This is a genomic window from Spartobacteria bacterium UBA695 (genome assembly GCA_002298145.1).
Lineage (GTDB): Bacteria > Verrucomicrobiota > Verrucomicrobiia > Chthoniobacterales > Chthoniobacteraceae > UBA695.
The window spans coordinates 121926-144967 of sequence record DBMP01000006.1; the positions used below are offsets into that span (position 1 = coordinate 121926).

Annotated in this window: 16 protein-coding genes and 1 tRNA gene; 5 read left to right on the forward strand and 12 right to left on the reverse strand. The window is 56.5% G+C overall.

The features are described from left to right. Positions 1-8: 8 nt before the first annotated feature. The 3 genes from B2828_RS02430 to B2828_RS02440 are packed head-to-tail and all read left to right on the forward strand — an operon-like array spanning position 9 to position 2804. The gene (locus B2828_RS02430; protein WP_479632092.1) at positions 9-1367 is read left to right on the forward strand and encodes an SGNH/GDSL hydrolase family protein; all 1359 of its coding nucleotides are present in this window, start codon (positions 9-11) and stop codon (positions 1365-1367) included. Between the two features lie 9 nt (positions 1368-1376). Further along, positions 1377-1808 (forward strand): rhamnogalacturonan lyase family protein, encoded by a 432-nt coding sequence (locus tag B2828_RS02435; RefSeq protein WP_479632093.1) that lies wholly within the window; start codon positions 1377-1379, stop codon positions 1806-1808. 30 nt (positions 1809-1838) lie between these two features. Continuing rightward, positions 1839-2804, forward strand: coding sequence for a rhamnogalacturonan lyase family protein (locus B2828_RS02440; RefSeq protein WP_479632286.1), 966 nt, complete (start codon positions 1839-1841; stop codon positions 2802-2804). Between the two features lie 418 nt (positions 2805-3222). Here B2828_RS02440 and B2828_RS02445 read toward each other — a convergent pair whose 3' ends face one another. From B2828_RS02445 to B2828_RS02485, 9 genes are all read right to left on the reverse strand, one after another. Continuing rightward, positions 3223-4158 (reverse strand): glutathione S-transferase family protein, encoded by a 936-nt coding sequence (locus tag B2828_RS02445; protein WP_479632094.1) that lies wholly within the window; start codon positions 4156-4158, stop codon positions 3223-3225. Positions 4159-4204: 46 nt separating this feature from the next. Further along, positions 4205-5146 (reverse strand): NADP-dependent oxidoreductase, encoded by a 942-nt coding sequence (locus tag B2828_RS02450; RefSeq protein ID WP_479632095.1) that lies wholly within the window; start codon positions 5144-5146, stop codon positions 4205-4207. Between the two features lie 599 nt (positions 5147-5745). Then, positions 5746-6954 carry an outer membrane beta-barrel protein gene (locus tag B2828_RS02455; protein WP_479632096.1) on the reverse strand — a complete coding sequence of 403 codons (1209 nt, stop codon included), beginning with the start codon at positions 6952-6954 and terminating at the stop codon, positions 5746-5748. 106 nt (positions 6955-7060) lie between these two features. Continuing rightward, positions 7061-8524 (reverse strand): APC family permease, encoded by a 1464-nt coding sequence (locus B2828_RS02460; protein ID WP_479632097.1) that lies wholly within the window; start codon positions 8522-8524, stop codon positions 7061-7063. Between the two features lie 38 nt (positions 8525-8562). Beyond that, complete coding sequence (locus tag B2828_RS02465) at positions 8563-9729, reverse strand: iron-containing alcohol dehydrogenase (RefSeq protein WP_479632098.1); 1167 nt, start codon at positions 9727-9729, stop codon at positions 8563-8565. Between the two features lie 17 nt (positions 9730-9746). Then, positions 9747-11126 carry an aspartate aminotransferase family protein gene (locus B2828_RS02470; protein ID WP_479632287.1) on the reverse strand — a complete coding sequence of 460 codons (1380 nt, stop codon included), beginning with the start codon at positions 11124-11126 and terminating at the stop codon, positions 9747-9749. Positions 11127-11201: 75 nt separating this feature from the next. Further along, a complete protein-coding gene (ald, locus tag B2828_RS02475) occupies positions 11202-12326 on the reverse strand; it encodes an alanine dehydrogenase (protein WP_479632099.1) in 1125 nt (374 codons plus the stop codon). A gap of 749 nt (positions 12327-13075) precedes the next feature. Further along, the gene (locus tag B2828_RS02480; RefSeq protein WP_479632100.1) at positions 13076-14536 is read right to left on the reverse strand and encodes a hypothetical protein; all 1461 of its coding nucleotides are present in this window, start codon (positions 14534-14536) and stop codon (positions 13076-13078) included. A 40-nt stretch (positions 14537-14576) separates the two neighbouring features. Then, on the reverse strand, positions 14577-18680 hold the full coding sequence (locus B2828_RS02485) for a beta galactosidase jelly roll domain-containing protein (protein ID WP_479632101.1): 4104 nt from the start codon (positions 18678-18680) through the stop codon (positions 14577-14579). A gap of 130 nt (positions 18681-18810) precedes the next feature. On the opposite strand from B2828_RS02485, the gene B2828_RS02490 reads away from it, so the two are divergent. Continuing rightward, complete coding sequence (locus tag B2828_RS02490) at positions 18811-19830, forward strand: LacI family DNA-binding transcriptional regulator (RefSeq protein WP_479632102.1); 1020 nt, start codon at positions 18811-18813, stop codon at positions 19828-19830. A 309-nt stretch (positions 19831-20139) separates the two neighbouring features. Further along, positions 20140-20775, forward strand: a complete 636-nt coding sequence (locus B2828_RS02495; RefSeq protein WP_479632103.1) for a hypothetical protein — start codon at positions 20140-20142, stop codon at positions 20773-20775. A 221-nt stretch (positions 20776-20996) separates the two neighbouring features. Here the strand turns inward: B2828_RS02495 and B2828_RS02500 are convergent. The 3 genes from B2828_RS02500 to floA form a co-directional block, all read right to left on the reverse strand. Further along, positions 20997-21081: transfer RNA gene (locus tag B2828_RS02500), tRNA-Leu, on the reverse strand. Positions 21082-21090: 9 nt separating this feature from the next. Next, positions 21091-21855, reverse strand: coding sequence for a hypothetical protein (locus B2828_RS02505; RefSeq protein ID WP_479632104.1), 765 nt, complete (start codon positions 21853-21855; stop codon positions 21091-21093). A 58-nt stretch (positions 21856-21913) separates the two neighbouring features. Then, positions 21914-22957: a flotillin-like protein FloA gene (floA, locus tag B2828_RS02510; RefSeq protein ID WP_479632105.1), complete on the reverse strand. Its 1044-nt coding sequence runs from the start codon at positions 22955-22957 to the stop codon at positions 21914-21916. Positions 22958-23042 lie beyond the last annotated feature (85 nt).

Genomic DNA, 23042 nt, shown 5'->3' on the forward strand with positions numbered 1-23042 from the left:
ATAACCCAATGAACCGTTCCGCAGTCTTCATCGCGTTCCTGCTTTGTGCCTTCATTCCGACGGCAACGTTGCACGCCGAGGCTTCCGCCCCCATTCCGTTGCGCGACGCCGTGGAATGCACTCCCCGAGGCGGTCTCCCCCACTTCTTCGCCAAACTGCAACGCGGGGGGATCGTCAAAGTGGCTTACCTTGGCGGCAGCATCACAGCCCAGGCCGGATGGCGCGTCCAGAGTCTGGCCTATTTCCAAAAGCTTTATCCCCAAGCCAAACTTGAAGAAATCTTCGCGGCCATCGGCGGCACCGGCTCCGGCATGGGAGTCTTTCGGATGGATCACGACGTCATCGCCCAAAAGCCCGATTTGCTCTTTGTAGAATTCGCCGTCAACGATTCCGGAACGCCACCTCCAGAGATCATCCAAAACATGGAAGGCATCGTCAGAAAAACGTACAAGACCCTTCCCGATTGCGACATCTGCTTCGTCTACACCATAACGGGACTGCAGCTCAAAGAGATACAAAACGGTAAAATGAGCCAAACGGCAAGCGCCATGGAACAGGTGGCGGATGGCTATCAAATACCATCCATCCATCTTGGCATCGAGGTCGCCCGGCTGGATAAGGAAGGCAAGCTGCTCTTCAACGCCTCCTCGGCCAAGGTTGAAGAAGTAGAGGGGAAGGGCCTGGACACAAGCACCAATATGCGCGTGGGGGCGGACGGCAAAATTCCCTTCTCGCGCGATGGCGTTCATCCTTACCTCGACACCGGCCATCGCCTCTACACAGAGGCCATCGCCCGCTCCATCCCGGCGATTCAGGCCATCCCCGCGAACCTGGAGCCGCATCGCCTACGCCAGCCCATGGATCCCGAAAACATGGAAACCGCCTCCACAGTCCCGCTGGACAAGGCAAACATGAGCGGCCCCTGGACTCAACTCACCGGCCCCGGCTCCGCCCCCAACAGCAAAGTGCCGGGGGATATGCATTTTTCCCGCTTTATGGCTTCGCTCTGGAAAGGCGAACCGGGGGCAGAGCTTGCCTTCCGCTTTAAAGGAACCCGGGCCGCAATCTACGATCTTATCGGCCCCGACTGTGGAAAACTGGAGATCACCGTCGACGGGACAAGTTGCCAAGCCAACAGGATCGACGCCTACGGAACCTATTATCGCATCTCGTCCGTTAACGTGGGCTCCAACCTGGCCCGCGACCAAGTTCACGAAGTGCGGATCAAGCTTTTGGACGACCCTCTCGACAAGGAAAATATCCTCATGCCGTCGAAGCGGGACGACGTCAAAACCCATCCCTCGAAATATGAAGGGCTTTATTGGTACGCGGGAGCCATTTTTTTCGAAGGCGAGTGGGTGCACTAGCAGCCTGCCATGAAGCCATTCTTGGCGAGAGAAAAAAGCAGACGCGCGCGTTTTAGGAACGCGTTTTACCGTGCGCGAGGCGCCTCTGGCCGCAAACACGCACGTTTTTGTGGGCTTAATGGAAAAGGCGACGTGCTATGGTCAAGCGGCAAGGGGCATAACGACTGGATGATTCTGACCGATATTATTTTAGAACACCCCGACCTAGAGATTGCCTACATGTACGAGACACCGCAGCCCAATGGAGGGGTCTGCGTGGTGGATGCGAAGACCGGAAAAATCCTTTGGGGCAATCAGGATTCAAGCAAACACATTCACACAGGGCATGCAGTCAACTTTGATCCTACCCTTTCGGCCCCGAAATCCTCGGTATCGACCATAATGGGCATATCGCGATGGAGGGCAAGTTCTGGCGCTTCAACAATCTCGGGGAAATGCTAAGCACCAGCGGGAGGCGGAACGATCAGCAAGATCAAGGGAACGGTTGTGACGGCTGCAGATCTGTTCGGAGACTGGCGGGAGGAAGTCGTAACAAACCTTCCGGGCGAACTGCGCATCTATTCCACGACGATTTCCGCAATGGATCACCGCGCATGCCTGATGCAGGAGCATCCGTATCGCATGAAGGTTGCGATCAATTCCAAGGGATATTACTGCGATCCCGATCTGCCCTACATGCCCACCTTCGAGTCGAATAATTTCAGCCTGATATTCAAGCCGAAGACGCCCGCCTCAAAGGAGGAATCCATATGCCAGGTCACCGTGAGCGCCTCCATGCACGCGCCGATTGCGGGGACAATCGCCTTGGAACCACCGGCAGGAGTATCCCTTGATCAGAAAACATGGGATGTCGGCCTCAAGCCAGGCGAGATCGCCGTCAAAAACGTGCGCATTTCCGGCATTTTGGCGCAGAAAGCATTGCTTCGCGGTACATTAAAAGAAAGCAAGACTTCCGTGGTTTATCGCACGCAGGTGCCGGTTTACAAAACCTCGACCTCATTCAAGACCCCCGAAGCAAACGCGATCAAGCTGCCTGCCGCCAAATTTTCCAAGAGCGAAAGAGGGAACGCAATGGTGGCGATGGGGCGCCCGTTGGCCCCGGATGGATGCATGATCGCATGGGATAACGCAGGTCACAAAATCATATGGAATATTCAGGCTCCCAAAGCCGGAGCCTACCGTATTCTCGCGCAGATCGCCTCCGTCGCCGATTGCAAACGCCGCCTTACAGTGAACGAAAAAGACATGGGGGATTTTGCATTCGCGGCCACGGGAGGAAAGGGAGAAACCGCAGACGAGTGGAATCTGACCACGCTTAAAAAAGACGAGAAACCCGTACTTCTGGACCTGAATTCCGGCGAAAACACGATAACACTGGACAATATTGACGGCGATATGATCAACTTCGCCTATCTCTACCTGGAGCCTGCGGAATAGGGAGCCGATGGATGGTCGCCCGCAAGACGGCAATGTTGCAGGGCTTCACGAGGTACTCCGCAAACCCGGCGGCCCAGCTTTGGCAGATGTCCCATGTATCGCAAAAATATCGTTCCATTATAAGTTCATTGAGTTGATCATCATACCAGCGTCTTGCGAGAAGCCTAAACTGGATACATTCCTTCCGAATTTAGGCGGCTTTGCGGTAATAGGGCCGCAAAAGCCCACTCAAACGAGACTCGCACTGGACCACCGGCGGGCCGGGCGGGTCGGAATCCGGCGGAGGCATAGCCGCAATGCCGACCCGCTTCGAAGGCTAGATCCCCTACCCTTGGCAGCGGTGCTAATTCCCGAAAATAAACCTTCAGCATCTGATCCCCGATACTTCCGTACCAATCCTCTGTGTTTGAATTGATTTCTACATCCCTTCACGGCCATGTGATCCCGTAAGGTGAAGTTCGGGGCCGATGGGGACAATCCCCGTTGGGTTGATTTCGTGATGCGTTATATAATAATGCCGTTTGATGTGATCCAGGTTTACAGTCTCGGAAATCCCCGGCTGCTGGTACAGATCCATCAGATAGCCTTGCAAGTTGGGATAATCGGCAATGCGCCGGAGGTTACATTTAAAGTGCCCGTAGTAGACGGCATCAAATCGAATCAGAGTGCAAAAGAGCCGCCAGTCTGCTTCTACAATACGGCCGCCGAACAGGTAGCGTTGCCTAGCCAAGCGCACATCTAGGGTGTCAAGCGCGTCAAAAAGCGCGCGGCATGCCCCTTCGTAAGCGGCTTGGGTAGTCGCGAAGCCTGATTTGTAAACGCCGTTATTTACATTCTCGTAGATCCATTGCGCAAGTTGTGTGTGATCGGGTTCGATGTCGCGCGGAAACAGATCTACGTTGCCAGATCCAACCTCGGCAAAACCATCGTTAAACATACGGCAGATGGCATCCTCGTTATTGTTGACAATTCTTTTGCTTACCTTGTCCCACAAAACCGGCACGGTTATACGCCCGTTGTAATCCGGATCTGTGGCGGAATAAGCTTCCGATAGATAGGCAAAACCATTCACGGGATCAAGGCTGTAACCCGGTCCATCATGGAACGCCCAGCCCCTGTCATCCCTCACCGGATCGACAACCGTCATACCAATGGCGGCTTCAAGGCCTTTAAGCTTTCGAACGATTACCGTCCGGCTTGCCCAAGGGCACGCCAACGATACGTAAAGGTGATAGCGATTGGCGACGGAGGGAAATGGACCGTCCACCGAAACCCATCCACGAAAAAAATCCTCCTGCCGTTCGAACTCGCCGGATGGTGACTGTTCGTTAGGAAACTGTGCGGTGCCGGACATAGGTGTTCTTCCTCGGTGCGTTGCAAACATCTTACATCTGGCAGGGTCACGGCACAACTAGGACAATTTTTCCCCGGGTATGACCACCTTGGCTTAGCTCCTGGGCTTGGCGGGCCTCCGACAGAGGCAACGTTTTTTCTACATAGACTTTCACTTTTCCATCCGCCACAAGATCGGCAATCTGCACAAGTTCGTCGTTCTTTGCCTCGCTGACCCAAAACATACAACGGACGCCGTGAGCCGCCGCTGTTTCTTCCGATGGCGGCTGAACAATGGAAACAAGCATTCCTCCCCGTTTTAGCATCCCCCACGAACGTGCCTGGGTTTCACCTCCGATGGTGTCCAAGACCAAGTCAACATTAGACGTTTCATTTTCGAATTTCTCAGAACGATAATCAATCACTTCATCCGCACCCAGCATTTCCAAGAAATCGGCATTCTCTGCCGAAGCAGTTCCGATAACATACGCCTTTTTCCATTTCGCAAACTGAACAGCAAAACCGCCGACACCACCGGTTGCGGCATGAATGAACACCGTCTGGTTTGCTTCAAGTTGCCCCACATCAAAAAGCGCCTGCCAGGCCGTGACCGCCGCAACGGGAAGAGCCGCCGCGTGAATATATGTGATACTCGACGGTTTCTTGGCAATTTGATCGACCCGCGCCACGGCAAATTCAGCATAACTGCCGCTCGCGGTCCGTCCAAAGACTTCATCGCCAACGCGGAACATACTGGTTGCCGAGCCGATACCTTCAATAACGCCGGAAAAATCAACCCCCGTGATAAAAGGAAACGAACGTGGTCCAAGAGAGCCTTCGCGGATTTTCCAATCTACAGGGTTTACCCCGACGGCTTTAACCCGAACGAGCACTTCATTCTCTGCAGGTTGAGGCCTGGGCACGTCTTCGTAGGCGAGCATATCTGGCCCTCCGAAAGCATGAATTCGCACCGCTTTCATCGTCGTGGTCCTTTCAGTGGTCGATTGCATAACAATCCTTCGTTCCGCTTCGCCATTACGGACCTCGATATTATTCCCGCGAATGGCTACCTCCCGAGAGCGCCAGCCGTAAATACGTTGATTCGCATTTCCTTTTCTACGACCGAATGATGACCAGCAACCTTTTATAGAGGGTAAGGCAATTTCTCACCGCTTTGTCAGGCGACATTTTCGCCCGTGGCGGGGTGACTCATATAGTCGAAATTCAAAAACGAAATTGATGAAATGCAGACAAACGGCCACCTAATTGTGAAAATCCAGCCCGGATGCAGCAAGTGAAATCAACTGGCGCGCCATCAATAACAGCTAAACCAGCAGGAGGCCACCCGGGTAGCGCGCTTCTACCTGCGCAAGCTGAAATAGTATTGTCGCGCCACCGCGTGCGCACTACCAGTCCCCTGCCCTTTTCCCACGAATTCGATTCTTCATCAAAATCTTCTTTACCATGTTCCGAGCCACCCTAGAGGTGGAGGAGATCAGATTTACAATAATCCTGATGGGAGGACAACCTGGCCAAAAAACCCAGGCTGTCCTTTTTGCTTGAACAACGAGACTATTAAGCTTTCTCGTTCATGGATAATGATGGCCGCCTAGAAGGCGAAAATTACGTCGCATGCGATGGTCCACTGGTCTTCCTTAGTGCCGTCGTCGTAGGCTTTGGTGCCGTTAAGCGCGCGGTCATAGCGGACTTCGGGCCGGATGATGATGCCCTTGAGCCATCCAAAGGCTGGCGGACGAATGTTCATGCCCACGGTGTATTCGCTGTAGGTAGCCGGTCCGACGAAACTCGTGGCGGAGTCGAGCTTGTCAGTTTCGCCGCGCATTATGTGGGTGAAGTCGGTGCTGGAACCAGGTTGGAAAACGTATCCACCTTTTTCATCACGAAAGACCTCGGCGCGCGCTCCGAGCGAAAGCCAGTTATTGAAGGCATAGGTCGCATATTGGGAAATACCATAGCAACGGCCGACGGTGTTATTCGTATCCTCATCGTAGTTGATGTCCGTCATGAACGTGAGCTTGTCCGTGGCCTTCCAGGTCACGGCAATGTCGTTGATGAAACGCATATCGTGGTTGTTATCGGGGATTTGCGGCCCGATGTTGGTGGCGGCAATGATGGTCAATTTATCCTCAAGCAGATTGAGCCCGATGCCGCCTTCAAAGGCTGCTGTGCTGTTGTTGTCGGTAACGCCTGCTCCCAGGCCGCGATTCACCCCGGCATACAAGTCGAGCGTTTTATTGACGTGTAGCACCCCCATGCCGCCGAGGTTATAGGCGGGCACGCCGTAGTGGTAAATGTAGCTATGCGAGTAGAACGTGTTGACCACGGCGGGGACGCCTTCGATGCCTTCGATGGTCGGGAACTGGCCCAGTTTAACGTCGAGGCCGCCTTCCGTGAGAACCGGCAGGTGCAGGTTCAGGTAGACTTCCGTGAGCGCAAATTGATAGCCCTCGTGCATCGTCCGGTCGAATTCGCCGGTGTTGTGGTAATACCGGCCGTCGGTACCGAAGAGCCCCTGGGCTTTGAAGCCCCAGTCGAAGCCCTGCGCGGCGGGATCGAGTGGGCGCTCGGCTTGCAGGACAAATTGGTTCAGGATTGGCTCGTTGGCGCGGTCGTTGACGTAGTTGCCGAAGTTTTCGTGGCTCGACGGGCTGGCCGGATTGAGCGTGATGCCGCCCTCCACCCATCCGGATAGCTGGATGCGTGAAGGTGCAGCGGCAGTTTCCACGGCGGCCTTGCCGTCTTTGGATGGATCGGTTTCGGCATAAGCCGCTCCCCGGGCGAGAAGCAGACAGGCCATCAGGACTCCTAGAGGTTGTTTTTGCATGAGTTCGTGGTCGTTGGTTATTGGTGTTACTTAGTAGGTAAGGCGCACCCACGCTGGGCTGCGCCTTACCAAGAATCGACTAGAGTTTGCTGAACCCGAGTTCGGCAAATTTTTCCGGCTCAGACCGACGCAACAAGGAGGCCCGCAAGGCTCCGATAATAGCCGCGATGGGGACGATGCTTGTGAGGCCGATGGAGAGATGTCTGGACGCGCCGGTGAGGACATCGAAGTTCACCACCGCCAGGACGAATACTGCGGCGATGGCGATGCCAGAAATGACAGGCAGGATTTTTGTGTGCCACGGCCCTTCGTTCAGCTCGGGGCGATTGTGAAAGAATGCGATGACAGCAAGTGAGGTGAGCACCATCAGAAGCAGTACCCCAAGGGTGCAGACGTTAGTGAGCCAGGAGAAGAGGGTCATCACAGGATCGCAGCCGATGGCGGCAAAGATGGCGACGATGATCACGGCCAGCGCTGATTGCAGCAACGAGCCTGTATGCGGGCTCTGGTACTGGGTATGCGTGGTCCCCAGTTTGGCATGGAGGATGCCGTCGCGGCCCATTGCATAGAAGTAGCGTGCCGTGGCGTTGTGAAAGGCCAGCAACCCTGCGAAAACGCTGGTGACGAAGAGAATCCGCAGCACGAGCGTTAAGCCACTTCCCGCGAATTGATCGGAGAGCGAGAAGAGGAATGTGGTGGGATCTTGCAGGCCCTTGAGGGTATCGACGAGCTTGTCGGAACCGGCGGCCAGCACCATACACCAGGTCGAGAAGGCGTAGAAAGCTCCAATCAGGATGACGGAGATGTAGGTGGCTTTGGGAATGGTTTTCTCCGGATCCTTGGCTTCCTCGCTATAGATCGTCGTCGCCTCAAAACCGATGAAGGCGGTGAAGGCGAAGAGGAGCGCGATGGGCGCAGAACCCCCAAGGAATGCTGATGGTGTGAATGAGGTTAGGTTGATGCCGTTATCCCGCTTGGCGTGGAGGATCACGATGTCGAGAATCAGGATGCCGAGATATTCGGCCACCACCAGCCAGCTGAGGACTTTCATGGAAAGATCAACTTTCCGGTAGCCCATGTAACCGATCAAGGCCATGGCCACGTAGGCATAGGCCCACCAGGAAAGGTCCCAGCCAAAACACTCTTTACAGAGCCCGGACGCCGCTGCGCCGAGCATGCCGTAGATCCCGATCTGCATACAGTTATAGCACACCAGCGCCACCATCGAGGCCGCGCCACCGACGACGCCGCCCAGGCCCTGGGCTGCAAAGGCGTAGAAGCCGCCGGTGTTGGTGACGTGTCGAGCCATGGTCGTGTAGCCCGCGGCGAAGGCGAGCAGAACGGCCACGACGAGGCACAGAGCGGCCGGGGTTCCCGGGCCATTGCCGAGCAGCATGGCCACGGGAATGCCGCCCGCGATGGCCACGAGCGGACCGGCGGCCGAGATGACGAAGAAGGTGATGGCCCCAACCCCTAGGACCCCGCTTTGCAGCAAGTTTTCCTCCGGGGGTTTGGGCTTGAGATAGTAAGATTGATGTTCCATTTTGAATGAAGCTTCCAAGTTTAGGTTTTCATGTTTTCCTAGAGCGCGAGCCGCAGAATATTTTTTACGTCCTCAGGGGTGATGGTTTGATGTTCGCCCAATCCTTTGAGCTTCATGTCGTGGAGGACCGCGGCGATGTTTGCCGCCACCGCAGGAATTTGTTCTTCTTTCAAGCCGTAGGCCGAGAGCCGGGTGGGTGCTCTCAGTTTTTCCAAGAAGGCCCGTTCGGCATCGATGACCGCCTCGGCGGTGTTGGCCGCGCCGCGGAGCCCGAAGACGCGCTCACCCAGTTGCAGCAGCTTTTCCTGCTTGGTTTCCTTGCAGTGCGTCAGCAGCGCCGGGTGTACGACGGCCAGGGACTGGGCGTGATCCAACCCAAAGAGCGTGGTCAACTCATGGCCGATAAAGTGCGTGGACCAATCCTGCGGAACCCCGGCTCCTACCAGTCCGTTGAGGCCGAGCGAGGCGGCCCACATCAGGTTGGCGCGGGCGGCGGTATCCGCGGGATTTTCTATGGAACGAGGCCCCTCGCGAAGCAGCGTTAGGAGCAGCCCTTCGGCGAGCCGATCTTGCACCGGAGAGTCGCTGGGGAAGGTCAAGTATTGCTCCATAATATGCATCCACGTATCCACAATGCCGTTGATCCGCTGACGCGACGGCAGCGAGTCCGTCACGGCGGGATCAAGGATGCTAAACACGGGGAAGAGGGCCGGGTGGCAGAAGACCCGCTTCTCTCCCTTACCGTCATGCGTGATGACGGCAAAGGAGTTTCCTTCGGAACCGCTGGCCGGGAGGGTGACCACCGTGCCGATGGGCAGGGCCCCCGCCATCGGGACCTCGCCTGTCACGAGGCCCCAGGGGTCGGTTCCCTCCGGCAGCCGGAGAGCGGCGGCGATGAATTTCGAAGCGTCGATGACCGATCCGCCCCCTGCGGCAAGGATGTGGGTCACGCCCGCCTGTCGACCGGCCGAAATGGCTTTCAGGCAGGTGCTGTAATGCGGATTGGCTTCGATGCCGAAAAATTCCGTGCGCTTGCGCTCACCGAGGGCGGCCACGATCTGGTCGTAGACGCCGTTTTTGCGGATGGAACCGCCCCCGCAGACCAGCAGAACCGAAGCATCGCCCGGCAGTTCCTCTGCCAGCCGGGCGATGGTCCCTGCTCCGAAGTGGATGCGAACGGGGTTGAAATAAGTGAAGTTGAGCATGTTGAGGGGGTCCGTGTTTAGCGGCCCGTGGCGACTTCGTTGAGGCTTTCGACAAGGAGGTCGCAGGCTTTGAAGAGCAACTCCTTCGTAATGGTCAAAGATGGCATGAAGCGCAGGACGTTGCCGTAGCGTCCGCACGGGACGAGAATAACGCCCTTGTTGAGCAGCTTGCCAAGCAGAGCGCCCATCTTTTCCTGCGCCAGCGGCTGACGCGTCTTGCTGTCTTCCACCAGTTCGATGCCCATCATGAAACCGCGACCGCGTACTTCGCCGATGAAGGGAGCGTTGGAGCCGCGCAGGTATTCCACAGTTTCCGCGCCCAACGCGGCCACGCGGTCCAGCAGCGCGCCATTGTTCTCGGTGATGATGTCGATGTTGGTCATGCAGACCACCGCGCCGATGCCGTTGGCTGCGAAGGTGTTGGGGTGGCAGCCTTCCTGGATTTTTTCCACCAGATCGCGGCGGAAGGTGCAGCCTGCCATCGGAACGTCGCCGCCCATGCCCTTACCCCACAGAAGCACATCAGGAGTGACTCCGGCGTATTCAATAGCCCACATTTTTCCGGAACGTCCCGCGCCCGCCTGGACTTCGTCGGCCACGTAGAGCGCGCCATGTTTCTCGCACGCTTCCTTGACGCGCTGGACAAAGCGCGGCGAAGGCGGGAGGTAGCCTCCCTCACCCTGGATCGATTCCATCACTACCGCCGCCACGTCGTCCGCGCCGGTGTACGGCGTATTGAGAACGTAGTCGAGGTAGTTGGCGCACATTTCCTCGCATTCCTCCTGCGTCTGACGGCCAAACGGACTCCGGTAGGCATAGGGAAAGGGAACGTGGATGACATCCGGGATATGGGTGTTCTTATAGTGATAACGTTCGCCCGTGGTGAGGCTGCCACAGCCGGTCCAGACGCCGTGGTAAGCGCCGTGGAAGGCGACAACCTGCGAACGGCCGGTGATGGCCTTGATAAACTTCAGCGCCGTTTCCGCCGCGCCGCTGCCGGACTGGGTGAAATAGCTAATACAGTTATTCTTCAACCCGCCCGGCATGATGGAGGCAACCTTCTCGGCCAGCTCCGTGCGGCGAACGCTGCTCACGTCGCTGGAGTGCATCAGCTCCTTGGTCTGCTGTTGAATCGCCTCGATGACTCGGGGATTGCAGCGGCCAACGGAACTTACCGCAACCCCCGCCGAAATATCGATGAGTACATTGCCGTCCGGGTCCTTCACGGTGGAACCTTTACCGGAAGCGAAAACGAACGGAAACTTGCCCGCGCCCCGTGCCATCGATTCCACTTTCATGGAACGTTGCAAGTTTGCCGCGCCAAGAGGCCCCGGAATGGAGGTCTTCATCAGCGGCGCATCGGGGTAGTTGAGCCGTGCCAAATCTTCTTCTTTCAAAACAGTGGAGAAAGCTTGGGTCGTCATGGATATTTCTTTGGGTGTTGCGGTTAAGTTAATTACGGTTGGATGTGATTAGGCGCTTTGTGGCACCACTTCTTCCCAGCGCTTGGTGGGGATGTTGAGCGCCTCGCCCACGGGAGCGTAGGTCAGGACGCCGTCGCAAACGTTGAGGCCCTTGGCGAGCGCTTCGTCTTCGCGCAGGGCGGCGACCCAACCCTTGCCCGCCAGCTTCGCCGCGTAGGGCAGCGTAGCGTTGGTCAGTGCAAGAGTGGAGGTGCGGGCGACGGCTCCAGGCATGTTGCCCACGGCATAGTGAATGACGCCGTCGATCGTGTAGACGGGGTCGCTGTGCTTGGTGGCGTGCGAGGTCTCGAAGCAGCCGCCTTGGTCGATGGCGACGTCCACGAGCACCGAACCGCGCTTCATCAGTTTGAGGTGTTCGCGGGTGACGAGCTTCGGAGCCTTCGCCCCGGGGATGAGCACCGCGCCGATGACGACGTCGGCTTCGCGCAGCAGCTCGCGGATGGTGAGCGGGCTCGACATGACAAGCTTGCAGTTGGCGGGCAGCACGTCGCTCAAATAACGCAGGCGCTCAAGGTTGGCGTCAATCAGCGTGACATCAGCACCGAGGCCGCAGGCCATCTTGGCCGCGTTGGTGCCGACGATGCCGCCGCCGATGACAAGCACCTTGGCCGGTTCCACGCCGGGAACGCCGCCGAGGAGCACACCGCGCCCGCCCTCGATCATTTCCAAATACTTCGCGCCCTCCTGCACGGCCATGCGCCCGGCCACTTCGCTCATCGGTTGGAGGAGCGGCAGGCGGCGATCGGCGGTTTGGATGGTTTCGTAGGCAATGGCGATACACCCGCTGGCCATGAGAGCCCGGGTTTGCGGCTCATCAGCGGCGAGGTGGAGGTAGGTGAAGACGATCTGGCCCTTGCGCAGGTAGCAATACTCGGCGGGCATGATCTCCTTAACGTGCATCACCATTTCCGAGCGGGCGTAAATTTCGGCAGGCGTCGCTACCAGTTCGGCACCGGCCGCCTGGTATTCTTCGTCCGCGAAGCCAGAACCGATTCCAGCCGCCTTTTCAACGAGCAGCTTGTGCCCCTGGCTCACCAGCACATCAACCCCACTCGGGGTCAGGGCAACGCGGTTTTCTTCGGCTTTGATTTCTTTGAGAACTCCAATGATCATATCTATAAATAGTTTTTAGTTTTGGTATTGTTTATACGGACTGAAAAAGACAACACACCTCACACGCCGATTCGCGACAGGCACGGGATGGCCCAAGGCAAAAGATGGTATTTTACCGATTGGGTTCCGCTGTGAATGCGGATCGGTGAATAGAGAATGTGGAACGGGCACGGAATCGCGCCCAGGAAGGAACTCGCCGCTGGCGGTCTATGATATAAACTCGGTCTGGCAGGACCGGATGATGACTGAAAATATCGTGAACTTCATCTCGAGCCAACCTGTTAGCAAGCCTCATGCCACGGAGCAGCAATGTGTTTAGCTTTCGGCAAAAATCAGGACAAAGACTCGATCAATCACTTGTTAAGGTGAAAGCGACGCTAGATTTTAGCAAATGATAAAAAGTCGAATACGCTGCTCTCCTAGAGCTCATTGAGAAAAATTAGCCAACTGAATGTATGACATTGATCACGGTGTGCATCGCAGGACATCAGCCATTTCAGGAACCTACTTGGACAACGGGAACGAAGGATGGCGTTCTCAGCATCCAAATACGCAATCTTTACAGAAGGATAGACCGGGTCAGGTGGACAAGGAATACCAGCGGCGGCTGCTGGCGGCTTACAATGGCCAGCCGATCCTGGACATCAGGAATTCGACCGGGAAGGCGACCTTGAAGATCAAAGAGGCATCAGTGAATCGGACCATTTTGCTAGTGAAAAACAGAGGCCCCACGGACAATCCACATGCATTCAGAACGGTTCAGAAACAGCATTTCCGATAGCGGGAACGACTGATTTTACGGGGCGCTTCGACTCTGGAAATTCGCGCTTTGTGATCGAAGCAATGAGCACGTTGTCAAGATCGCCCTCCAGCACCCATGGCCGCGCTCCCTTTAAAATAAGACTGAAGGTTGGGAGATCATTTCCTGCACCCTTCACAAAGCTACGCCGGAGCGACCCGTAACCCAAATGGCAAGTGTTCACTTCAGGACAGGCGGATTCGACGTTTGTAAAAGTGATCTGCGCATCCTCATCCGGGGATTCGCTCCATGCGGCCAACACAATTTTGCCATCGGCCTTTTTGTATTTCATGACCCAAACATGGGGATCCTTTGCGTCCAGGCGCTCCACCCAGGTTGCATCTTTAAGATAATGAGTGAGGTCTCTGTAGACGAAATAGGAAAGCTTCGGGGTGAAGTCATGTCTGACCATTCCAAAGTTATTCTCGCAGTCGGAAGGGTTCCACCCGTCGTCGCGGAAATCATACCACCAGAGTCCCTTGATGTAATCAAAGGAGATGGCTAGCAAGTATAGTTTGGCCATGGAGTCGGCAGAGCTTTCCTCGGAAGATCCATTGGGAGCGATGTGCGTTGGCCAACCGATCTCGGTGGCGTATAGCGGAAAGGGCTTTCCGCCGTTTGCCTCACGAAGCATCTTGTCGACGTTCTGCATCCTCTGATACCAATCCGTCTCCAACGTCTGTTTGGGATTGCTGTAAATATAGGTGTGCAGCGAAACCGCATCGCAGTGATTCAGCATCCCAAGTTTGAGGCTCTTTTCGAGAAAGGCGTCTCCGCTGCAAATGGAGGTGGATATCACCACTATGGACGGGTCGATCGCCTTGATCTTGGGATACACCACGGCGAGCAGTTTCGCATAGCTTTCAGCATCGCCGTGTCCCTTTCCGCTCATGCCGCAACCGCCGTCCCACTCATTCCACACTTGAACGTATTTTACCTTTCCCTTGAGGTTTCTTACGACCGCCTCCGCGTAGCGGGCGAACCCCGCCACCGCTTCCTCGGATCTCGGGAAAGCGCCGTTTTCATACAATTGGTTGCTGTAATCGAGAATGCAAACGGTGGTCATTCCGTAAGCACGACAACGCTCAATGTAGTTCCCAAACGAATCTGGTACCGTGACTTTTCCTTTCGTTGTCTCGCAGTCTTTCCATTGAAAATCGTCCCGGTTGGACATCACTCCGGCCTGGCTCAACTCGCTCAGAGAATCAGGATCTGAATTCTGATGGGTGCCCATGCCAAAGATGAAATGTCGCTCGTAGTTATCGGAATCTTTTAAACCCACCAGCGAACCGTTTTGAGCTAGGTTTCCATCGGCGGCGTGACCGAGCATTGGGCAAAATGCCACCAAAGACGCCAATAAAAACGTCCGGAAGTTTTCGGCAATTGTCGTATAGCCAATAGGGGCTTTCATAGGATGATATAGTGATAACAAAAGCAGGTGATCGAGCGGTTTATTTTACGAGGAAGCTGCTCAACGAAACAGGGGCTGTCTCGAGTTCAAAAACCAGGCACCCACTCTCGATTTTGGAGGGAACATTTTTCCCGGAAACAAGATCAGCGACGACTTCCTTGCCGGTCCAGGAGCCGGGAATACTCAATGCGTAGTGAGCCGGATCGTAACCCTTGTGCACCACTTCCAAATATACGCCATTCTTGGTATCGTAACGCCGCACGCGAAGGTCAGGCTCGGCGCTGCTGGAGGGATTTTCCACAACCTTGCCTGGAGACGCAGGCAGCGCGAGAAAGGCTTGGGCGAACTTGCGGTGCATGTCGAGAAAGCCCTGGCCATAGGTGTAGGTTGTCTCGGTTAAGATGAAGGGATCGCCGTGAAAGACCGACAGCACTTGTTCGGCCATGGCAAAATCATGGCCGCCCGTCGCCATTTCGCTGGATTCATAATTATCTCCCTGCACGTTTGAGCGCGCCTTTTCCTCGTAATTATACATTTTTGAAAGGGCCAGATTATCCCCAGTCCGGAAGACGTTGACATATTCAGAATTATCCGCAAGGTAGTGGAAGTTGATCGCCCCAAGCAGCCCGAAATCGGGCATTCCGGAATAAAGTTCCGCATGTAATTTATAATCCACGGGCTTCCCTTCGCGCACCATGGCGGCATAGTCCGCCGGAGCAAATTTGGCCTGAAAGGCCTCGGCCCGTTTGTAGTAATCGATGCTGGTGTCGACATTGTAAAAGTCGGTGTAGTCCTGGGGCGTCTTTGAATAACTACCAAGTTCCCAGCCGTCGACATCCCAATTGTAATAAAGCATCTTCAGGTCGGGGCGATAGTTTTTGAGATCGGTGAGGATCGAACGGTGAAAGTCACGCCGCTTCGCCTGCCACCATCCCTCATAAGCCTTGCTGGCAGGACCCGAGCTGGCCCATTTCGCCAGAGCCGCGTCGTTAAGATCCGGAGGAATCGCCGTTTTGGTTTCGCTGGCAAACATTTCAACGTCGTAACGGCTATAGCTAATGGGAAGCCGGTCGCTCCGGATTCGAAATAAAATGCCGGCGATCTGCGGATTTTTCCCAACAAAATCTCCGATCACTTGTTTGGTAATGGTGGAAAACTCCTTGGCGACCATCGGCCGCAGCAAATCAGCGCACCAGGTCGCAAAACGATTGGGCTTGGCCGGGCCACCTTCAGGCCCGATCGCCCGCTGGTCCTTCGGAATATCCTCCGTGCCGGTGTATTCGAGCCGCGGGAAGATCTTCATTCCGGCCTCGCGCGTCGCATCAAGATAGATTTCGTAGGGGCTTACATCCGTGTCGGGGAGAGGCTCGCGCACGCCCTGTACTGGACGAATATTCATGCCGGTGACATGCCAGAATCCAAGCGAACCCCACTTTAGAATTGAAGGCGCAATGGCGTTGTATCCCGAGAATCGCGCATGAGCCACCACGTCTTTTGCGATAGCCTCGGGCTCCCGTTCCCAGTCGGCCATGAAAATCCGTTGAGGCAGCCCTTCGGGCAAGCGCACTTTGGGGTTGTACGCCGCCAAATCGGAAATCTCGTAGAGACGGATCTGGCTCACCGCGCTACCCGCGGAGTATTGGGGAACGTAGGCGCGTCCTGTGTCGAAGAAGAAGATCCAAAACCCTTTATCCACGGGCACGGTTCGGCTGCCGCCGCTGCCATAGGTCAGTTGATCCGGCTTCACGAGCAGATCGTAAAAATCATATTTTTGACGCAGCGGATAGTTATCGAAAACATCCGTGGTGGAGACCCCGGTCTTGAATCCGAGGCCTTGATAATTCCGGCCTGCGTCGACATTGATCGGGCAGTAGCGGGTCTTGTCTTCGGGGTATTCGATGCGAACCACGTAGGCTTTGTTCGGGTCGATGATCCCGCGCCCAAGCCGATAGGCGAACCACTCGTTATTGGTAGCCTCACGGTATTTGCGGCCTTGAAATTCATTCACGCGAATCCCCTCTTGCCAGGTGGCATACGCGCGGCGGCCGACCCAGCCCGCACGGACGCCTCCTTCTTTGTAGGGATGTTCTTGAGAACCCGCATCGACACCGGCATCCACCACGTCAACCAGCTTCAAACGGCCGTAGGGAGTCTCCTCCCACTGCTCGGGCAGGTTGGGTGCGGCGTATTGGTCACGAGAGGCCAGGGAAAGAGCCATACCCCGTTCCGCGCCTGCGAATACTACAGTTCCTTCAGCGGATAGCACCTGCACGTGGGAGTCGAATCCTTCCGAAAAGTAAAGCCGCCGGGACTCTTCGCTGGTGAGAGAAACGACCGCCTCCATATAGGGCTGGTCGGTGGCTTTCAGCGCCGTTTCTCCACGTGCGATGACCCGCGAAAAACAATCGCCGAGTTCGTAGGCGATTTTGAGATTCTGGCCCGAGATGCAGATTTTGGGGATGTGGAAAATGAAGTTGTATTTTTTTCGCCCCGGCAGTGGACCCGGATCGAAAGAAGCGGGCAAGACCGACTTGGCACCGGAACCGGTCTCGCGAAGTTCCGTCCATACCGGCAGCGGTTTGACATCAAAGGGACCAACGAGCAGGCCCCCTGTGTTGGATTTGTTATCCTCGACGCGAACACTCAACGTATTAAGAGCCCCTGCGTGCCATGCTTCCGCCGGAACCTTGAAGTCGAGCTTCTTGTCCGCTTTTGTGGTACGGCCCAACGATTTGCCGTTCAGAAAGACTTCCGCATGATTGAAGTGATCGGTCACTTTACCAAGGCGCAAGCGCAGCGGCAGTCCCGTCCACTCCGCCGGAACGAAGAGCTGCTGGCGATACCAAGCGACCCCATCGTATTTTTGACCTTGGCGCTGCCAGGAGATGCCTGCAACCATCGGCAGCCAGGCGGAGTCGTCGAATTCAGGATTTTGCCACCCCGCAGTGAAGCCCTTATTTTCAGGATCAGTCGAAAATCGCCAGATCCCATCCAGCGGGAGGTTTACTTTGTTGGCATTGGGGAAGCGGCCCACCGCAAAGTTGGCAAATCGGATTTCGCCCGGGCGCTGCAATTCGTGATCGCGGTAGCCGAGCGAAAAGCCGCGGACGGTATTCGCGTCCGGCATGAAGTTGATGCTGCCCGGAGTCTGGATGACAAACTCGGAATACGGAAGTACTACGGTAGTCCACCCGCCAGGTTTGACACGGAAAGACGCGCCATATCCAGCGGTCCCTTTCTTCCATAGATAGTTGCCGCCATTGAGATAAAGGCGCATTTCCCCCTCGGTGTCATTGGTTTGGCAGTCGAACCGGATATAGTCACAATGCCGCGAATCCCAGACGGAGCCGATGACCGACGGCGGCAGAGTGCAATTCACAAACTCGCCGTTGGCATTCGGGAAACGCACGCCAAACCCCAGGGCGTCCGATCCCGCCGACGGCCCGGCGCGGACCTGGAGGTCGGGGCGTGTATCCGAAGTTCCCTCGTCGCGCCAGCCCAGCGTCCAGCTCTTGCCGATTTTCGCGGCCAGATCCTTGGTCACCTCCAAAGGGAGGAGGGCCGGGGTGGAATCAGCGTCCGCAGCTTTCACGGGAATAAAAGGCCCCGGCTTCAGAATATTGGCTGCGCCTGCCCCGAATCCGCCGTCCCCATAGTCATTGGTTACTTCGATCGCCACGACATTCGGTTCCCCCCACTTGATCGCGTCCGCCGGGATCGCATACACGCGAGGGTTCTGGAAGTCCGCTTTGCCAAGAGCGCCAATCTTGCGGCCATTCCAGAAGGTGCGGTCGCAATCGTCCACCGCTGGAAGTTGGATCATCAGCGGTTGACCCGACCAACTTGCGGGAATCGTCACCACGCGGCGGTACCACATCTTTCCCAGATCGGACCGCTTGCCCGGGACCTGCTCAACGGCCCAGGCGCTATCATCAAATTCCGGCTTCGCCCATCCGGAAGCCTCACCATTCTTCTGGGAATCAATAGCGAACTTCCAAGGGCCATCGAGTTTAATGGTGGAGGGCTCTGGCAGAGGCGCCCCCGCCAGACTCATGCCACTCAACGCAAAGAGGAAAGCTGAAGCAAGCCCAGCACAGAGCGCGGCATGGTGGCGTAATCGATGGAGTTGTCGATCAATACTCATGGATGGGGGAAGCGAGGGTTTTCGTTCTTTTAAGCGGAATGCCTGGTTTTCGCGGCGGGGGGGGGGAAAGCAGTGAGAACTTAGCTGTGGCCATACCATTCGCAATCGTTTAGGATACCTACACGTAGATATGGATACGCAAACGACCATCCGCGACATCGCTCGGGAATGTGGTTTCCATTTCACCACGGTTGCGCTGGCCTTGAGAAACTCCAGCAAGGTGGCGGCTTCCACCCGGGACGAAATTCAACGCGTTGCGCAGCGACTGGGTTACAGGCCCAATCCCTTGGTATCCGCGCTGATGGCGCAGAAGCGTGCCCTCAAAAAACCGGAGTTTTCATCCGTGCTGGCCTATGTATCCTTCGATAGGCGGTCCGATATCTCCAACCCCTCCGCGTTTGAAATCGAGTACCTCACAGGAGTGCGGCAGAGGGCTCATGAAATGGGCTATCAGGTGGAATCTTTTAATATATATGCTCCTGGGATGAGCGCGACGCGTCTGGCCCAGATATTTCGCGCACGAGCCATCTCAGGCTTGCTGCTTGGCCCTTCCAAACAAAGCAAAACCCACCTGCCTTGGCCTCTGCATAGCTATACCGCCGTTGCGCTAGGTTACTCCGTTTCCCGTCCCGCTCTGCACCGGGTCGCCCACAATCATTACCAGGGAAGTTTTCAGGCCTGCCGACATCTCCGCCGCGCCGGATACCGGAGAATCGGTCTGGTGCTTACTACGTTTATGGACAACCAAATGGACCGACACTGGGCGGCAGGCTACCTAGCTTTTCACGAGCGACTTCCCTTATCGGCCCGGCCCACCCCTCTCTATCTTCCGGCAAATGAATTCCCTCATGACGTCCTCTCCGCGTGGGTCCAAAAAGAAAAACCGGACGTCATCCTGACCATGCATATCCAGGTGAAGGACTGGCTGAAAAACAACCTCCGATATCTCCGTAGGCATATTGATGTAGCTGCGCTCGACTATAGCCCGGAGTGGGGCGACTGCTGCGGTATCTGGCAGAAACCGAAATCCCTGGGAAAAGAAGCAGTTTCGTTCCTCATCAGCCAGATTCAGAACAATCAACACGGTCTGCCAGCAGTGCCAATCACCCTCATGATCGACGGCGAGTGGCGCGAAGGAATTACTGTGTAGCCGTGTATGAAAACCCATGTGGCCCCCCTACCACATGCGCATCAAAGTCGAAGTCCTCCTTGCGTTTCGACGATCCCGTTGGTCTGCATGATGGGGATACAAAAAAGCCAACGTCCGCGAAAGGATAGAACCTTATCATCCCAAGAACTACCAAGGGACTATCCACAGACACCTGCGCGGCCGCCATCCCCGCTCCCACAAGCAGGAGATACAAGCGACCAAGCCAGAAATCTATCTCAAATAAAAAGTAATTCACAAATCTTACGGAAAATTACTGACGACTCGTAACAAGAAAGATAAAAAGCCGGCATGAAAAGAGGGATCGCTTTCTTGCTGTGCCTGACCGCCTCGGCCTTTTCACAGACACCGATCCCGAGTCCAACGCCGACACTTGAAGAGCGCAAGGCCGCAATGATGGAAAAGTTTAGGGCTCAACAAGCAGCAAAAATGACGGCTCAGCAGCCAGCACAAAGTAACGCCGTAAGTATTACCATGGAAGCCAGCAGCGGAGCGACGGGAAATCATCAAAGTGATACCTGGAAAACCGATTATGGATCGTACGAACGCGATCTATATAGCCGTCGAACGGTCAACTGTACCGTCTCCGTATTTGGGCAAGTAAAACCAGTTCAGCTAGTCTGTTTTTTCTTTGGAGATAAAACCGCCGATGCATTGCTGGATTGCAGTAGCGCATCCATGACTTTTAAAGACTCCCGGAAAGGAGTGGCGCAATTTGAATGCCGTTCGAAAATGCACGTTCTGCACCTTGAAGCTATCGGGGAACATCATGAGCAGGGATACACTATCAAATCCTGGGTAATCCAAGCCTACGACGGTGAGAAATTGATAGCATGGAAATCTTCCGACAATACGGGCAATTTGGAGTCATTCGCCCGGGAAAGCCGCCTAAACATCTTCAAGAGGTTCAACGACGAATCGAAATAACCGAGCCTCTCAGGAGATTGCCCGCAAGGAGTAGGACCGCACTATTGCTGAGATGTGCGGGGCAGGCCATGGTGATTGGGGCGATTCTCGGAAGATGGTCGCCCCCTTTTTGTCTCGCGAGACCTTGTCCCTGGACCAACCCAGCAGGGGTAAACCTCAGAATCAGTCAATTTTTGGTCAACACTCAGCCGGACCAATTCGAATAATTGTCTCTCAAGAAGTACCAGCGGTGGGACTCGAACCCACACATCTTTAGAGGATAACGGATTTTGAGTCCGTCGCGTCTGCCAATTCCGCCACGCTGGCTTGTTCCCGTTAGGGGAGGTGAAAAATAGAGGGACCGCTCGCGGATTGCAAGCCCTTTGGAGGCCCCAATATTTCCCGAAGCAAAATTGCCCTGCGCAAGGCGGCCGGGTCCCGCAGGTCTCGCTTCAATGCGGCGATATCCCGGGAACTCTGGCCCCCCCGCCTAGCGGAGGCAAACCGAGCGCTCGATTCGACACCGGCAGCCGCTAGTTCTACAGCACCTCCGCTATCCGGAAGACGCTCCAAGGAGGCGACTTGCATGGCCGGGGCGCTCTCGCTCATCGGCGCAACCATGGGGGCCTTTGCAGGCTCCGGGGCAGGCTCGGGGCGGCGTACCTCTGGCGCTGGAGCGGGGCCGGGCCGCGGCTGCTGCGGAAGCTTGGGACGGCGAAATACCGGGGCCATGGGCCGCCCGAAGGGTTCGCCAAGATGCCGGGGATTAGGCCGCGAGGGCCGGGGTTGCTGCGGCATTTGCGCAGCGGGCGTCGGTGCGGCGGGGCGGGGCTCGATCGGGCGCTGGACCGCCGGTTTGGGCTGGGGCGGAGGGGCGGTCGGGGGCAGCCCCAGGGCTTCCATGAAACGGCGCATACGTTCTTCTTCCGTCTCGCCACTGCCAGGCATGGCGGCGGGCGGGCGGGGCTCGATGGGACGTCGGCGCTGAGGCGGGTTCGGGATGTCGTCGGGCGAATCCCCGCCAAAGCTTCCGCCGCGCTCCAGGAAGTGCTTGCCCAAGGCGAGCGCTCCCAGAATAAGCACGAAAATAAGCTGTTCCATGGTGAAACTCCCCTGTTTTTAAAGGTTGGGGACGGCGTTTGCGCTCGGGCGGGCGCGGCTAGGCCCCCTGGACGGGACGGCTTTCGTCGCCGCCAGAGCTGGAGCGGTCGCCCCCGGCGATGGAGGTTCGCATCTGGGTGTCGCTTTCGACGTTTTTCATCCGAATGTAGTCCATGACGCCCAGGTTGCCCGAGCGGAAGGCTTCGGCCATGGCCTGGGGCACTTGGGCCTCGGCCTCGACCACTTTGGCGCGCATTTCCTGAGTACGGGCGCGCATTTCCTGCTCGGAGGCGACGGCGGCTGCGCGGCGCACTTCGGCCCGGGCCTGGGCCACGCGTTTGTCGGCCTCGGCCTGCTCGGCCTGGAGCTTCGCACCGACGTTGTCGCCCACGTCGACGTCGGCGATGTCGATGGAGAGAATCTCAAAGGCAGTATTGCTATCGAGCCCCTTGGAAAGCACAGCTTTGGAAATGCGGTCGGGGTTTTCGAGCACCTCTTTATAGGAATCCGCCGAGCCGATGGCGCTCACGATCCCCTCGCCCACGCGGGCGATGATGGTTTCCTCCGTCGCGCCGCCAACGAAGCGGTCGAGGTGGGAGCGAACGGTGACGCGGGCCTTGGCTTTGACGCCGATGCCGTCCTTGGCCACGCCGTCGATGCTGGTGCGGCCCATGGCGGCGTTGGGACAGTCGATGACCTTCGGGTTGACACTGGTTTGCACGGCTTCCAGGACGGTCTTGCCGGTGCCCTTGGTAGCGAGGTCGATGGCGCAGGTGCGGTTAAAGTCGAGGGCGATACCCGCGCGGTCGGCCATGATGAGAGCCAGGATGACCTGGGGCACGTTGCCGCCGCTCTGGTAGTGAAGCTGGAGGGATTTGAGGTCGATATCCATGCCGGCTTTGATGGCCATGATCCTCGCATCCACGATGAGCGCGACGGGGATCCCCTGAAGGCGCATCCCGATCATATCGAAGAGCCCGACATCGGCCTGGTTCGCCCATGCTCTTACCCAGATGCTGAAGAAGTTAAAGAGGACGTATGCTACAACCAGCAGCCCTATGACGCCCACACCCAACGCGAGAAATACCGGAGTCGAGTTCATCGGCCCGAGACTAGCCAGCCCGCGGGAATCTGCAAGAGCGAACGGAGGTAAAAATACCGAGGTAGCGAAGGAATGCGCTGGCATT